We start from the raw sequence: 15,221 nt of genomic DNA on the forward strand, positions 1-15,221 counted from the left end.
ATTATTCTACTTTTGAATTATAAACATGTACATCGCGCTGTGGAAATGGAATGCTTATGTTATTTTCATTAAATGTGTTATATACTTTGTATCGCAATCTGCTCTGAACTTCAGGCAAATGAAAACTGTCACCAATATAAAAATGTAACTTAAATTTCAAAGCGCTGTCACCAAAATCTATAAAAAAGACTGTTGGCTTTGGTTCGTTTAATATTGCAGGATCTTGCATTGCAATTCCTAAAAGGAATGCTTTTACTAGATCAACATCCGTACCATACGCAACTCCAACACTAATAGATTCACGTGTCATGACATCATTTTGTGTCCAGTTGTATAGTATTTCACTTAAAAATTTATGATTTGGAATCACCAGAATCTTCTCATCTTGTGTAATAGCTTTGGTTGTACGCAATCCTACTTCTGTTATTTTACCAACTTTTTTATCTATTTCAATAACATCGTTGACAGTCACGGTTCGATCTACCAGAATAAAAATTCCAGAAATAATATCCTGAAATAGTTTTTGCATTCCAAGTCCTATACCAACAAATAATGCTGTTGAAGCTGCTAAAAGTGCTGTAATTTGTACTCCAGAAGCATCAAGTGAAGTGATGATCACTATAGAAAAGATAAAGTATTTTAAAAATGTAAAAACTGTTTTAAAACGTGCTTTTCCTTCAGCTTCTAAACTTCTTGTTATTGCAATCCTTGTGAATTTTAAAATGATTTGTGTCCCTAGTAATACAGCGATTAAAACAACGACAGCTTTGATCGTGATTTTTATATCGCCATGCGTGTAGAGAACAAAATCTAAAAAATCCTTGAATGTTTCCATGGTGTTAGCCTAGTATTTCAACCATTTGAATATTTCCTTGTAACTTGGTTTTTTTCCGTACATCAATATACCAACACGATAAATTTTTGACGCAAACCAAACCGTTCCTGAGAAAGAAATATACAAAATTACTACCGATAATAGTTGTTGCCATAGTGGAACTCCAAAAGGAATACGCATCAACATTACTACTGGCGATGTAAATGGAATGAACGAAAACACTGTTGCCACGGTTCCATGCGGATCTTCTAATACTGTAAATCCACCAACATATACTGCCAGAATTAACGGCATAATGATTGGCATCATAAACTGTTGCGTATCTGTTTCATTATCTACAGCTGCTCCAATAGCGGCGTATAAAGAACTATACAATAAGTAACCTCCAATAAAGAAGATAAAGAATGCCGTGATTAAATTTGCCAATGGTAAACTATTGAATACTTCAGAAATTTGCATTTGCATATCTAAATCTGCGCCTTGTTCTAACAATGCTTGTTGTTGTTCCGCTTGCATTCCGGCTACGTCAACTCCAAAAACTAGAGAGAATACCAGCATCATAATTCCTCCCAAAACAACCCACATTAAAAATTGTGTGATTCCTGCTAGCGAAGTTCCTATAATTTTTCCCATTAAGAGTTGTACTGGCTTCACCGAAGATATAATTACTTCAATAATTCTATTAGTTTTTTCTTCAATAACACTACGCATAATCATATTTCCATAGATAATGATAAACATGAATAATAAATATCCAGCAGCCAAACCAAAACCTAATTTGGAATAATTGATGAGTTTTGAAGTACGTTCTCCTGTAAATGTTTCTTGTCCGATATCGACAGACATTTTAGAGGTTTTTACCAAATCTACATTTACACCATTTTTCACCAGTGCTTCATCGGTTAGTTTTTTACTTAATTTCCTTTCCAATCGAGAAATAAAAGTAACAGATGGAGAATCTTCTGAGTAGAATTTGATGTGTTTTGCAATTTCTTCCGTAGATGCCATTTTACGAATATGTAACAATCCATATTCTTCTGCTGTTTCTACTTGTTTTTTAGCATCTTCAAGAGATATTCCAGAAAGAATATTGTACGTTGTATTGGCGTCTTTCTCTGTTTCTTCTGTAAATATCTGAGAAATTGTTCCTGTTTCATCCAAAATAGAAACCGTACGCTCTTTATTATTATTTAACTGTGTTAGGTAAAAAATCAACGTAAAAAGTCCAATCATAATTAAAGGACTTAAAAACGTCATAATGATAAATGACTTGTTTCTAACTTTCGTTAAATATTCTCTTTTGATAATTAGTGGTAAGTGATTCATAGTCCTAATTATTATTTTCTACAGTTTGAATAAAAATATCGTTTACACTCGGAATCACTTCTACAAAATGATTTACTTGACCTTTTGAAGTTAGGTATGATAGTAAATCGTTTGAAGTATCTCCCTTTTTTAGTTTGATATTTACTTTTAAATCGTCATCGATGGATTTAAAAGTTGCATCTGTCAATTCAAACTTATCATTTAATACATTTCGTAATTGTTGATTGTCGTTTGCTGCAATTCCAACTTGATATGTATTACTCTTGTACTGACGTTTTACATCGGTAAGTTTTCCGTCTAATACTTTATTTGATTTATGAATTAATGCAATATGATCACACATTTCTTCTACAGATTCCATTCTATGTGTAGAAAATATGACTGTTGCACCTTCATCGCGAAGTTGAATAATTTCATCTTTAATTCTGTTGGCATTAATTGGATCGAATCCACTGAAAGGTTCATCAAAAATTAAAAGCTTCGGTTGATGCAATACCGTTACAACAAACTGAATCTTTTGCGCCATACCTTTAGACAGTTCTTGAATCTTTTTGTTCCACCAATCTGTGATTTCAAATTTTTCAAACCAATATTGCAAACGCATTTTTGCTTCCGATTTGCTTAATCCTTTTAATTGTGCCAAATACAGCGCTTGCTCACCTACTTTCATTGATTTGTACAAACCACGTTCTTCGGGCATGTAACCAATATCCTGAATATGAAGTTGTTTTAATGCTTCACCATCTAGCAAAACTTGTCCTGCGTCTGGTGCTGTAATTTGATTGATAATTCGGATGAGTGATGTTTTTCCTGCTCCATTAGGTCCTAGAAGTCCGAAGATACTTCCTTTAGGTACGTCAATAGAAACTTTATTTAATGCAGTATACTCACCATATTTTTTTACGACGTCTTTCGCCTGAAGAATTGAACTCATGAAAAGTTTTTTATATATGTAACTACATTGGGTATTTTGTTACAGTAAATCTTATTATAAAACAAAACCCACCCTTAAAATGATCAAGGATGGGAAAAAATTGCTATGAAAAAGAAAAAATTACTAGCTGGTTTCAGCCAGTAACTTATCAAAGATAGTTTTTTTTTCGTAATACCAAAAGAATTACGAAAACATGTCTTTGACTTTTTCAAAAAATGACTTATCACTCTTCTCTGGACTTGGGATAAAATTTTCCTCTTTTGCCATTTTTTCAAAAAAGTTTCTCTGCTCCTTTGATAATGTTTTTGGCGTCCAAACGTTGATGTGTACTAATAAATCTCCTTTCCCGTATCCGTTGATACTTGGAATTCCTTTTCCGCGTAAGCGCAATATTTTTCCTGATTGCACTCCAGATTCTACTTTGATTCTAACTTTTCCAGTTACCGTGTCTATTTCTTTAGAACTTCCCAAAGCAGCTTCTGAGAAACTGATATATAAATCGTAATGAAGATTATCACCTTCGCGTTTTAAGTAATCGTGTTCTTTTTCTTCAATAGCTACTAATAAGTCTCCTGAAATTCCATTTCCTGGTGCTTCATTTCCTTTTCCAGCTACTTTTAATTGCATTCCTTCTACAACACCTGCAGGAATTTTGATTACTACTGTTTCTTCTTCAACTTTTAATCCTTGTCCGTCAGCACCAGCAGGTCTTTTATCTATTACTTGACCAGCTCCACCACATGTACTACATGTTGTAGAGGTTTGCATTCTACCTAAAATTGTGTTGGTAATTCGAGTCATTTGACCAGAACCATTACACGTTCCACAGGTTTTATAGCTTACACCAGCAGCTTGTACTTTTCTACGAACTTTTACCTTTTTCTCTACTCCATTTGCAATTTCTTCTAAGGTAAGTTTTACACGAATTCTTAGATTGCTTCCTTTAACGCGTCGTTGTCTTCCACCGCCGCCGCCAAATCCGCTAAATCCGCCACCGCCGCCAAATGCACCGCCGAAGATATCACCAAACTGACTAAAGATGTCATCCATGTTCATTCCGCCACCGAAACCGCCGCCGCCAAAGCCACCACCGTTTTCGAAAGCTGCATGTCCGTATTGATCGTAACGTGCTTTTTTATTGTCGTCACTCAATACTTCATAAGCTTCTGCCGCTTTTTTAAACATTTCTTCCGCTTCTTTATCATCTGGGTTTTTATCAGGATGATACTGAATCGCTTTTTTACGGTATGCTTTTTTTATTTCGGCTGCCGAAGCTCCTTTGCTAATACCTAATATTTCGTAATAATCTTGTTTCATCTTACTTTAAACTTGTTTCGAAGAGATCGTTTTGTAGCAACGAACCATCAAAAATGTTTTTATTATTGCCCAACAACTACTTTAGGGTAACGAATTACTTTTTCTCCTAAAGTATATCCTTTTTCAAGAACATCAATGATTTTTCCTTTCATGTCTTCTGTTGGTGCAGGAATTTGTGTAACTGCTTCATGATCTTCAGCATCAAATTTGTCACCAGCTTTCACTTGAACTTCGCCTAAACCTTTTGCTTTCAGTGCTTCTCTTAGTTTGTTACTAATTAATTCAACACCTTTCTTTAAATCTTCTGCATCAGTTTTAGCAATTTCTGTCAAAGCTCTGTCAAAATCATCTAAAACTGGCAACATGGCAACTACCACATCTTTACTCGCCGTTTTAAAAAGCTCTACACGCTCTTTGCTCGTTCTTTTTTTATAGTTTTCAAATTCAGCAAAAAGACGTAAGAACTTATCTTTTTCTTTTGCTAATTCTTCTTGTAATTTTTCTTCTACAGAAACTTCTTCTACTGTATTTTCAGTTGTTTCAGCCGTTTTTGCTTCTTCAGCTTGTTTTTTTGGCTGCTCGTTTTCTACTGTATTATCGTTTTTTTTGCTCATGATATATGTCCAAAAAATTGTTAGTATTTGTCATTTAGTTTGCAAAAGTACTGCCATTTATGGAAAAATGTCAAAATGTCACCAAAAATATTTTTTAACATTTGAGTTCTAAAACTTCATTGCATTTTGTAATTTTACCATTCATTTTTTTTTTAAATTAAAAACCTCGTTCTATGAAAAGAAAATTTTTAAGCATTGTTGCATTCACAGCAGTTACTTTATTAGCTGTTTCTTGTGGAGATAAGAAAAACGAAACAAAAGCAGATGATGCAAAAGCTGAGAAAACAATTACGGCTGAAGCTGTAAAATATAAAGTTGATACCGCAAATACAACAGTAACTTGGAAAGGTTCTAAAGTAATTGGAGGAAGTCATAATGGAACTATGAATGTTTCTTCTGGAACTTTCGCTGTAAAAGACGGAAAATTAGAAAGCGGAAACTTTATTATTGATATTAAGTCTTTGAAGGTTTTAGATATTCCTGCAGAAGATGAAGGAAACGCAAAGTTGAAAGGACATTTGTTGAATGGAGATTTCTTTGATGCTGAAAACCATGGAAGCGCAGCGTTTTCTGTTACTGGTGTAAAAGAAGAAAATGGGAAGACAATGATTGAAGGTAATTTAACTTTAAAAGGTGTGAAGAAAAATATTTCTTTCCCGGCAAAAGTTTCTATGGAAGGCGACAAAGCTATGATTGTAAGCGAAGTATTTACAATTAATAGAACAGATTTTGGAATGAAATATGGTTCTTCATCACTTGCAGATACTGTAAAAGATAGAGCTATTAGTGATGACGTAGAGTTATCTGTAAATCTTACAGGAACAAAATAATACGATTCTACATATAATACATTAGATAAACCGACTTCGTGTCGGTTTATTTTTTGAGTAAATTTTCTAAAGCTTCCGTTAATTCTGGATAGTTGAATGTAAAACCTGTGTTTTCTATTTTTTGTGAGTTTACTTGCTGACTTGAAGTTACAAGTGTACTCATTTCTCCCAGTATTAATTTCATCATAAATGTTGGTACATTAGGCAAAAAGAAAGGCTTTTTTAGTACTGAGGCGATTTCTTTAGTTAGTAGTTTGTTTGTTGTTGGATTGGGTCCTACTGCATTATAGGTGCCAGTTATGTTGTTGGTAAGTATATGCATATACATTCTTACCATGTCTTCAATATGAATCCAAGATTGCCATTGTTTTCCTGAACCTATTGCCGCACCAACTCCATATTTTACAGGCTTTGCCATTTCTCCTAAAGCGCCTCCATTTTCTGAAAGAACTATTCCTGTACGAAGAATTGTTACTGGAATTTCTAACGATTTGAATTGATTGGCGTGCAATTCCCATTGTTTTACCACTTTCCCTAGAAAGTCATCTGATTCTTCTTTGGTTTGTTCTGTATAATTTTCTGTTAATGAATTTGGGTAGATCGCTATACCTGAAGCAGATATATAGTGTTTTACTGTGTGATTTTTTGTATTCCGAAGTGCTTTAAACAATACATTTGCTGTATCAACTCGGCTACTCACAATTTCTTGCTTGTATGCTTCTGTCCAGCGTTTGGCAATGTTAGCACCGGAAATATTTATGATAGCATCAACTCCTTCAAAACAAGCTTCGTCAATTTCACCTTCGGTTGGATTCCAGTAAAAACCTTTTTTATGTTCAGATTGCGCTAGTTTACTTTTGCGAGTAGTTAAGTAATGAATTTGATGATTTTCCTTTAAGCATAATTCACTTAAAGCAGAACCTATTAATCCAGTTGCACCACAAATAAGTATTTTCATTGGAATTATTTTTCTTTTCACTGTAAAAATACGCTAAAAAGAACAGATATAAAGACGTTAGGTATTTTTTCGAGTCCTAAATATTAGTTATTTTTTGTAGCACGTAGCATTTCCCGTTTTCCTGGCGGACCAGGAAGTCGTTCTACTTTGAATCCGACTTCTTGCATGGCACGTCTCACACTTCCTTTGGCAGCATAGGTTACTAATACACTATTGTTTTGCAAAGCATTGTACATTTTTTGGAAAATTTCAACCGTCCATAATTCTGGTTGCACGCGCGCGCCAAAGGCATCAAAGTATATTAAATTAAATTTTCTTTGATCGTTAATTTGATCAAAGAATTGTTGTCGCTTTGTCAGTTTGAAGTTTGTTGTAATTAGTGTTTCGGTTTCCCATTCACAAGTATGCATTTTATTGAAAGTTGCAGCATTGTTTTCAGCTTTTAATTCAGTGATGTAATTTAACTGCGTAATTTCTGCGGAAGCGACAGGATACGCCTCAACACCATGATAATTTATTGTTAACTGTTGTTTTTGTGCCTCTAGATAGGTCATAAAAGCATTCAATCCTGTACCAAATCCAATTTCAAGAATATGAATTTGTGCAGGATTGAACGTATTTTGTAAGTATTGCAAGCCCGTTTTTATAAAAACATGCTCGGCTTCTTGAATTGCACCATGCGTAGAATGATATTGCTCATTCCATTCTTCTAGATGAATTGTGGTTGATCCATCTTTGGTGGTGATAATTCTTCGTTTCAAGCTTATTTTTTCAATAAAACACCATCTGCTACAAATGAAAGTGTCTTTTTAGGTTCTGTAATTTTGGCAATTTCTTCTTTAGATTTTCCTGCATCTTCAGCATAATGCTTTAATTCGTCAACAGAAGTTTCTTGAACAAATGCTTTCCCATTTACAATTACTTCACCTTTTGCATCTAGTGGCATAAAGAATCCGTAATCTTTAAATTTTACCATGACTTCTTTTTCTTCTCCTAAGTCTAAACGCATCCAACATCCTTTTTTAGAGCACACTGAATTGATGTTTGATGTAAATTTTACATCTAGTGTATCACCTACTTTTAGGCTGTTGTATTTTTCATTGATTTGAGCAGTTGAAAGTACATCTTCAGCATCAATTTTATCTCCAAAAGAAGCATATGCCATTTCTGGAGCTTTGACTTCTTTCGTTTCTTGAACTGTTTTTTCGTTATTTTTTGCGTCTTTACATGCTACAAATGCCAGTAGGGTTAATCCTAAAATTACAATTTTCTTCATTTTTATTAAATATTTCTTAAAATTATTACGGTTTTGTTATGAATCTTTAATTTTACGAACTAATTTTTGTTGAAAACTAAGATTTTTTTAAAGTTAAATATTTGTACCTTTGCACAAAATTAAGAATTATATGATGAGTGACCTTTCTATTGATATAAAAATTTCTAAAGTTTCTGAGAGTAAAATTAAAAATGTTGATTTTGATAGTTTAGCTTTTGGAAAAGTATTCACTGATCATATGTTTGTATGTGATTATGTTGATGGAGCATGGCAAACGCCTGAAATTATGCCTTATCAACCACTTACGATTGATCCTTCGGCGCGTGTTTTTCATTATGGACAAGCTGTTTTTGAAGGAATGAAGGCTTTTAAAGATGAAGATGACAAGATTTGGTTATTTCGCCCAGAAGACAATTTTCACCGTATTAATAAATCTTCACATCGTATGGCAATTCCTGATTTCCCAAAGGAGTTTTTCTTTGAAGGATTAACGCAATTGTTACAAATAGAGAAAAACTGGATTCAAAAAGGAAAAGGAAATTCATTATACATACGTCCGTTTGTGATTGCTACTGAAGCGGCGATTTCTGCTTCTCCGTCAAATAGTTATAAATTTATGATTATTTGTTCGCCTGCACAATCGTACTATGCTGGTGAAGTGAAAGTATTGTTTGCAGAGAAATTTAGTCGTGCTGCCGATGGTGGTGTTGGTTATGCAAAAGCTGCTGGAAATTACGGAGCACAGTTTTACCCAACAAGTTTAGCACATGCGAAAGGATATCAGCAAATTATTTGGACAGATGCTAATACACATGAGTATTTGGAAGAAGCTGGAACTATGAATATTTTCTTTAGAGTTGGTGATACTTTGTTAACTGCTCCAAATAACGATCGTATTTTGGATGGAATTACGCGTAAAAGTGTGATTCAATTGGCAGAAGATAATGGAATTGACATTGAAGTTCGTCGTGTAACTGTTGCAGAAATCAAAGAAGCTGCAAGAAGTGGTGAGTTGAAAGAAATTTTTGGTGCAGGAACAGCTGCGGTGATTAATCCGATTGCTGGTTTTGAACATGCAGGCGATGAATTTGAGTTGCCTAAACTTGAAAAATCGTATGCTTCCTTTTTTAAAGAGAAATTAATGAATATTCAATATAACGTTTCTGAAGATCCACATGGTTGGAGATATGAGGTTTAGACTGTTAGACTGTTAGACTGTTAGACTGTTAGACTGTTAGACTGTTAGACTGTTAGACTGTTAGACTGTTAGATATATAAAAAAGTGACTTCAATTGAAGTCACTTTTTTGTTTTTGTATTATTTATCAGCTAATATTTTTGCGATATTCGGTTTAAAATAGTTTGGTCCTTTGAGTACTTTTCCATCTTCTCGGTAGATCGGTTTTCCGTCTGCGCCCAATTTGCTCATGTTACTACGTTGAATTTCTTCAAAAACTTCTACGATCTTTTCTTGCATTCCGTGTTCTATGATGGTTCCACAAAGAATGTATAACATATCTCCTAAAGCATCTGCTACTTCTACTAAATCATTGTTTTGAGCAGCTTCTAAGTATTCTTCATTTTCTTCTTTCATTAGATTGAAGCGCAGCATGTTTCTTGCTTCGCTAATGTTAGCGGTTGGTGTATTTTTGATTCCTAAGCCAAATGCTTCGTGAAATTCTGTAACGGCTTCTATTCTTCTTTTCAAATCGTTTGTATTTTAAAAATTATCATTCGAAATATACTTGATTATTTAGCTGTTTTTTGGATGATTGTTATTTTATTTTGAAACTTTTATTAACAACTTTTGCGGTTTAATTCGTAATTTTGCAAAAAATAAATTATACGTTATGTTTAGTTCTGGTCAGTTGATTTTTGCCGCTTTTTTTGTGATTGTTTTTGTTGCAATTATGATTTATGCATATCGAAAAGATTTACAACTACACAAGCGTTATTACAAAGGAAGCTTACGCATTCTTTTGGTTTTTATACTCTTCATTATCACCATAGTTGTCATTAAGAAATTTATTGTGTCATAATTGTTTTCGTTTTTCTATTAGACATTTTTTCGTAAATTGTAGGAAAACTAACTAGAAACCACCATAATATAAATACGTTTATTACATTTTTTATCGTGATAGGATTCCCAAATCGTTAAAATTTATATTCGGCGCACATAGTTTGTTTGTAATTTTTAGAACCCTAACATATGATTACAGTCGCTATTGCAGAAGACCATCAAGCTCTTATTGATGGCATTAAGTCGTATTTGGAATACGAGGAAGATATTAGTATTGTAGGACATGCCAACGATGGAGAAGCTTTATTGAAGATTGTCCGCCACAAACAGCCTAAAGTTGTGATTTGTGATATTCGAATGCCAAAAATGGATGGCATTGTTGCTACACGACATATTAAGAAAGAATTTCCACATATTAATGTATTGGCTTTTACCATGTATGATCAGGATAATGCTGTACAACAGATGTTAGATGCTGGCGCTACAGGATATATTTTGAAAAATTCACCTTTGAAAATTGTCTTAGAAGCCATACATACACTTTCGGACAACAAGCCGTACTATGATGCAAAGTTAAATATTGAGCAAGTAACTAAGAATAGTTCCAAGTCTATTTTATCGAGGCGGGAAAAGGAAATTCTGGCACTCATTGCACAACGAAAGACTTCTCAAGAGATTGCTGATTTACTATTTATTTCTAAATCTACGATAGATACACATCGAAAGAATATGATACAAAAACTCAATTTAAAAGGAGCCAATGAGTTGTTGGGCTATGCTATTGAGCAGAAATATGCTTTCTAGGTTGGTTGTTTTGGGAGAATACCTATTTGTTACCAATGACAAAGGTTTTAACGAAAATAATTTAAAAAATGCTGGAATTAGTTTAGAAAATATAAAAAAACGTATCAAACACCTCAACGGTACATTTTCTATCGATAGCACACTTGGAAAAGGCGCGACTATTTTAATTGATATTCCTTTGATGGTGTAAAACACTTTTTATTATTATAAAATACCTACAAATAAGTATTTTTTGTATTACATAAAACACTATTTTTATAACATTAACTGCAACCAATATTACCATGAAATCATTATTATTCCCGTTTTTATTTTTTTTCTCTATTTTTTCTGTATCTGCACAGGAAATTACTGAAGATCAATTTATTCCTCAATTACAAGCTAAACAAAAAGCATTATATGAATTGGTAGACAAAAAAGATGATCTTGTAATTCAGGTGTCCAATCTTACTAGAGAAATAAAAGCCATCAAAGACGAAGCTGAAAAAGCTAAAAAAATCAAAGAGAAAGAGGGATTTGAAAATGAGATAAAAGAATTGGACATCAAAATCACTGAGAAATGTGATGAATATAGAGAATATCATACATTATTATCAAAATATCAAAATGTTTCGAATGAATTTCTAGCGAATTATAAAGTTAGAATTTGTCAAATATACACTTCGCCTGCCATAACTTCAGAAGAAGTAGAAGAAGTTAAAATTGACAGTTTTAAAGAAAAATTAAAAGCAAAAGAAGCCGAAATTGAAGAAAAAGTAGACGGGAAGTTCGACAGTGATAAAAAAATAGCTGTTTTCGATAAGGAAATTGCTGATGAAGAAAGTAAATTAAATGATTCCACACTTGAAGATACTAAACGTAAAGAAATAGAGGACAAAATAAAAGCTATAAAAAAGGAAAAATCAACAGAAGTTGACGACAACAAAGACTTGTTAAAAGAAATCAGGGATCTTTGCGATAAGTTTGAAGAATACAAAACATATTTAGAAAAGCATGAAGGTGTAGAAGCATCTGTTTTAGAAACATTTAAAGGACGAAGTTGTCTGCTATTCGAAGAAAAAGAAGAACTCGATCCAGAAAAATTTATCGTTGTAGGAGATAATGAACCGATAAAAAAAGAAGAATTACTAAGTAATGAAAATACTAAACAAGTGCTTAGAGATGTATTTAGTATTGACAGTAAAACAAATTTAGGTACGTTTGAAATCCCAGGAGATGAAGCGTTTATTAATTTTTATATAAGTGTAGGCGATTTAGATGATGTTGCAAAAATGGAAGGTTATAGTACACAAAAAAGTAATAATATAAAAAAGAACTATAAAAAAAATAGTGATAGCCATGCAATAAGTCTCAAGGTGTATAATTCATTAAAAAAAGGTGAATCAGAAAAAGATAAAGAAACTACAACTACAGGTGGTGGCGATGACAGTACTTATAATAGAATTGATACATTAAATGAATTTGATCAAGAAAAAATAACTAATACGTCTTCTGCCAATTCTGCCACAGATGAGCTACTTGTTGCCGGCGGTGCATTATTCAAATCTATTCAAATAGAACTACGTGAAGGTGGAATTGTAGATACACGTGTGGTTTTTATATCTACGGATAAAAAAACTGAGTTTTACTTTGAAGGCAGATATCCAATAAGTATTTTAAACTACACACGTAAATCGAAAGACAGTTATATAGCGTTTTCTCATTATGTAAGTCTTGATGGAAGTCAAATTTATGATGAAAATATTCTTGAAAAGTTATTAATTAGATATGTCGATGTTTTAGATTACCATCCAAATGCAGGAAGTAATTATGTGCCAGATGATGTATCTTACAAATTCCCTTCGAATGATGATGAATCAGAAGCTAAAATAAAAGACAGAAGATCGTATCAAGTAATTAACAATACTCATTTACAAAATGTATTGGATTTACGTGCATACACAGATTTATTAGGTTTATTCTCTGATGAAGATAATGGCCTATTTCAAATAGAAGGAAAAGCTGATTTCTTTATCAATCCTTTTAATGTCAAAAGAGAAGCGTTGTATTTCTTAAAGAAAGTATCTCCGTATGTTCGTTATTCACGATTTGATGATGATGCAGGATTTGTACAAGCAACGGGTAATGTAGTTACAGATAGTAATGGAATGATGTCCACTGAGTATTTATTACAAGATAGTAAATTGGAACTATTAGAAAGGGCTAACTTGGAAATGGGCTCGAACTTAAACTTGATCAATTTTAGATGGTTTAAAGAATCTCCTTTCTGGACTTCTCTATATTTTCCATTAAGTTATAATGTTACCAAAGTAAGAACAGATGCCACAATTGAAGATAATGATGCGAATTATAAGATTATGGGCTTTGGTTTAGGAGCCAATCTAGAAATAAGACGTTTCAACAATTTTGGATTAAATATAGGCTATGAGTTGAAAGGGTATTCCTTTGTAGGAGATTATTCAGAATTCAACATACAAGAACCAGGATATTTAAAAACACAAACAATAAATGCCGAAATATTTTACTATCCTGGAAGTGATCGCTCAAACTCCATATTTCTAAGAATGAAAAATGTTAGAGATGTTGGCTCTGGAGCTGGCGATGCCTTCTTCCAACTACAAGTCGGTTATCGATTTACTATTGGTGTAGGTGCTATCAAAGCAAGATAATCAATTAAACTTCCAACGAAGTAAACTCAAAAGTAGTCCCGTTGAACAATCCTTTATCACTAAGTTTTAACGACGGGATTACTAATAATGCCATAAATGAAAGTGTCATATAAGGCGCGCGCAATGTACTTCCCATTTCCTTAGCAAGTTTATCCAATTTGGCATACTCCTCGCCTATTTCCCAACCAGTTTTATCACTCATAATTCCAGCAACAGGTAAGGAAACCACGTGTTCAGAAGTTTCAGAAACGGCACAAATTCCACCTTTATTTTTAATCAGAAGATTTACTGCTTTACAAATAGCTTCATCCGAAACACCTACCGCAATAATATTATGTGAATCATGTCCAACAGAAGAAGCAATCGCTCCTTCTTTCAATCCAAAATTCTTAATAAAAGCCATCGCAGGCGCATCCTCTTGATAACGATTCACAACAGTCATTTTTAAGATATCTTTCTCTACATTCGACACTAGATTCCCATCATTAATCAAACTATCTAAAATCAACTCATTCGTCACCAATTCACCATCTAAAGCTTCTATCACGCGAATTTTACTTTTCGTGGCTATGACTTGAAAATCAAGAACATTTTTTTGAGATGTATTAAAATTATTTAGTATTTCAAAAGGCACGCTATCTATATGTGACGTTTCCCCAGAAGCAACGCAGATGCCGTTAATGTAGGTTTCCAATACCTTAAAATTAGTCAAATCTTCAAGTACCACAAAATCTGCAACATCATTCACCTGTAGCTGTCCAACATCCAAATTATAATGTTTCACAGGATTCACACAAGCAACTTGTAATACCTTAAAAATATCATTTCCTTTAGCAACTGCGCGAGCGCACAATTGATTGATATGACCAAGTAGTAAATCGTCTGGATGTTTATCATCTGAACAAAACATCATTTCTGCATAATGTTCATCCAACAACGGAATCAATGCTTCAAAATTTTTGGCAGCACTTCCTTCACGAATTATTACTTTCATTCCTTTTTGGAGTTTTTCCAATGCTTCTTCATACGTAAAACATTCATGATCAGTAGAAATTCCAGCAGCAATATATTTGGTAATATCATCACCTCGCAATCCTGGCGCATGTCCATCAACAGGTTTATTAAAATGTTTTGCCCAAGCAATCTTTTTCATCACTTCAGCATCTTCAAATAAAACGCCTGGATAATTCATCATTTCTGCCAAATATTTTATCTCTGGCTTTGCTAACAGTTCTTTAATATCATTGGAATCAATCACAGCGCCAGCCGATTCAAAGCTGGTCGCTGGCACACAAGATGGCGCTCCAAAATTAAACTTGAACGGAACTTTTTTTCCGTTTTCAATCATAAACTCCACTCCTACTTTTCCCAATACATTCGCAATTTCATGCGGATCGGAAACCGTAGCAACTGTTCCATGCAAAACTGCCAAACGTGCAAACTCTGAAGGCACCAACATCGAACTTTCAATATGTATATGTGCATCTACAAATCCTGGAATAATATACGTTTCGTTGTCATGTTCTTTTTCAACAATATTGACAATTTTTCCAGCTTCTACATGAATTTCTCCTTTGTACATTCTTTTATTCGCGATATCTACGATGTTTCCTTGCTTGATCATGAGTTTGAGTTTCTA

Annotated in this window: 16 protein-coding genes; 6 read left to right on the top strand and 10 right to left on the bottom strand. The window is 33.4% G+C overall.

Annotated elements, in window-relative coordinates:
* Position 1: 1 nt before the first annotated feature.
* The 5 genes from ACOQOS_RS07620 to ACOQOS_RS07640 form a co-directional block, all read right to left on the bottom strand.
* A complete protein-coding gene (locus tag ACOQOS_RS07620) occupies positions 2-835 on the bottom strand; it encodes a mechanosensitive ion channel family protein (protein WP_420574372.1) in 834 nt (277 codons plus the stop codon).
* A 9-nt stretch (positions 836-844) separates the two neighbouring features.
* Entirely contained in the window at positions 845-2,161 is a 1,317-nt protein-coding gene (locus ACOQOS_RS07625; RefSeq protein ID WP_420574373.1) for an ABC transporter permease, read from the bottom strand.
* A 4-nt stretch (positions 2,162-2,165) separates the two neighbouring features.
* Positions 2,166-3,095: an ABC transporter ATP-binding protein gene (locus ACOQOS_RS07630; protein ID WP_420574374.1), complete on the bottom strand. Its 930-nt coding sequence runs from the start codon at positions 3,093-3,095 to the stop codon at positions 2,166-2,168.
* A gap of 183 nt (positions 3,096-3,278) precedes the next feature.
* Entirely contained in the window at positions 3,279-4,412 is a 1,134-nt protein-coding gene (gene dnaJ, locus ACOQOS_RS07635) for a molecular chaperone DnaJ (RefSeq protein WP_420574375.1), read from the bottom strand.
* Between the two features lie 62 nt (positions 4,413-4,474).
* Positions 4,475-5,026, bottom strand: a complete 552-nt coding sequence (locus ACOQOS_RS07640) for a nucleotide exchange factor GrpE (protein WP_420574376.1) — start codon at positions 5,024-5,026, stop codon at positions 4,475-4,477.
* 173 nt (positions 5,027-5,199) lie between these two features.
* Here ACOQOS_RS07640 and ACOQOS_RS07645 point away from each other — a divergent pair, with 173 nt between their 5' ends.
* Positions 5,200-5,856, top strand: coding sequence for a YceI family protein (locus tag ACOQOS_RS07645; RefSeq protein ID WP_420574377.1), 657 nt, complete (start codon positions 5,200-5,202; stop codon positions 5,854-5,856).
* Between the two features lie 46 nt (positions 5,857-5,902).
* Here ACOQOS_RS07645 and ACOQOS_RS07650 read toward each other — a convergent pair whose 3' ends face one another.
* The 3 genes from ACOQOS_RS07650 to ACOQOS_RS07660 all read right to left on the bottom strand — a co-directional run bounded on the left by ACOQOS_RS07650 (position 5,903) and on the right by ACOQOS_RS07660 (position 8,090).
* Positions 5,903-6,814, bottom strand: coding sequence for a TIGR01777 family oxidoreductase (locus tag ACOQOS_RS07650; RefSeq protein WP_420574378.1), 912 nt, complete (start codon positions 6,812-6,814; stop codon positions 5,903-5,905).
* Positions 6,815-6,897: 83 nt separating this feature from the next.
* On the bottom strand, positions 6,898-7,575 hold the full coding sequence (gene mnmD / locus ACOQOS_RS07655; RefSeq protein ID WP_420574379.1) for a tRNA (5-methylaminomethyl-2-thiouridine)(34)-methyltransferase MnmD: 678 nt from the start codon (positions 7,573-7,575) through the stop codon (positions 6,898-6,900).
* A gap of 2 nt (positions 7,576-7,577) precedes the next feature.
* A complete protein-coding gene (locus ACOQOS_RS07660) occupies positions 7,578-8,090 on the bottom strand; it encodes a DUF4920 domain-containing protein (protein ID WP_420574380.1) in 513 nt (170 codons plus the stop codon).
* Between the two features lie 130 nt (positions 8,091-8,220).
* On the opposite strand from ACOQOS_RS07660, the gene ACOQOS_RS07665 reads away from it, so the two are divergent.
* A complete protein-coding gene (locus tag ACOQOS_RS07665) occupies positions 8,221-9,288 on the top strand; it encodes a branched-chain amino acid aminotransferase (protein WP_420574381.1) in 1,068 nt (355 codons plus the stop codon).
* Between the two features lie 119 nt (positions 9,289-9,407).
* Here ACOQOS_RS07665 and ACOQOS_RS07670 read toward each other — a convergent pair whose 3' ends face one another.
* A complete protein-coding gene (locus ACOQOS_RS07670; RefSeq protein ID WP_420574382.1) occupies positions 9,408-9,797 on the bottom strand; it encodes a hypothetical protein in 390 nt (129 codons plus the stop codon).
* 142 nt (positions 9,798-9,939) lie between these two features.
* Here ACOQOS_RS07670 and ACOQOS_RS07675 point away from each other — a divergent pair, with 142 nt between their 5' ends.
* The 4 genes from ACOQOS_RS07675 to ACOQOS_RS07690 all read left to right on the top strand — a co-directional run bounded on the left by ACOQOS_RS07675 (position 9,940) and on the right by ACOQOS_RS07690 (position 13,582).
* A complete protein-coding gene (locus tag ACOQOS_RS07675; protein WP_420574383.1) occupies positions 9,940-10,128 on the top strand; it encodes a hypothetical protein in 189 nt (62 codons plus the stop codon).
* Between the two features lie 170 nt (positions 10,129-10,298).
* A complete protein-coding gene (locus ACOQOS_RS07680) occupies positions 10,299-10,913 on the top strand; it encodes a response regulator (RefSeq protein WP_420574384.1) in 615 nt (204 codons plus the stop codon).
* The gene (locus tag ACOQOS_RS07685; protein ID WP_420574385.1) at positions 10,903-11,103 is read left to right on the top strand and encodes a hypothetical protein; all 201 of its coding nucleotides are present in this window, start codon (positions 10,903-10,905) and stop codon (positions 11,101-11,103) included. Before ACOQOS_RS07680 ends, ACOQOS_RS07685 begins: the two co-directional genes overlap by 11 nt.
* Positions 11,104-11,197: 94 nt before the next feature.
* Complete coding sequence (locus ACOQOS_RS07690; protein WP_420574386.1) at positions 11,198-13,582, top strand: hypothetical protein; 2,385 nt, start codon at positions 11,198-11,200, stop codon at positions 13,580-13,582.
* A gap of 4 nt (positions 13,583-13,586) precedes the next feature.
* On the opposite strand, the gene ade is transcribed toward ACOQOS_RS07690, so the two are convergent.
* Positions 13,587-15,206: an adenine deaminase gene (gene ade, locus ACOQOS_RS07695; protein WP_420574387.1), complete on the bottom strand. Its 1,620-nt coding sequence runs from the start codon at positions 15,204-15,206 to the stop codon at positions 13,587-13,589.
* Positions 15,207-15,221: the final 15 nt, after the last annotated feature.

Source organism: Kordia sp. (genome assembly GCF_965224175.1).
Classification (GTDB): domain Bacteria; phylum Bacteroidota; class Bacteroidia; order Flavobacteriales; family Flavobacteriaceae; genus Kordia.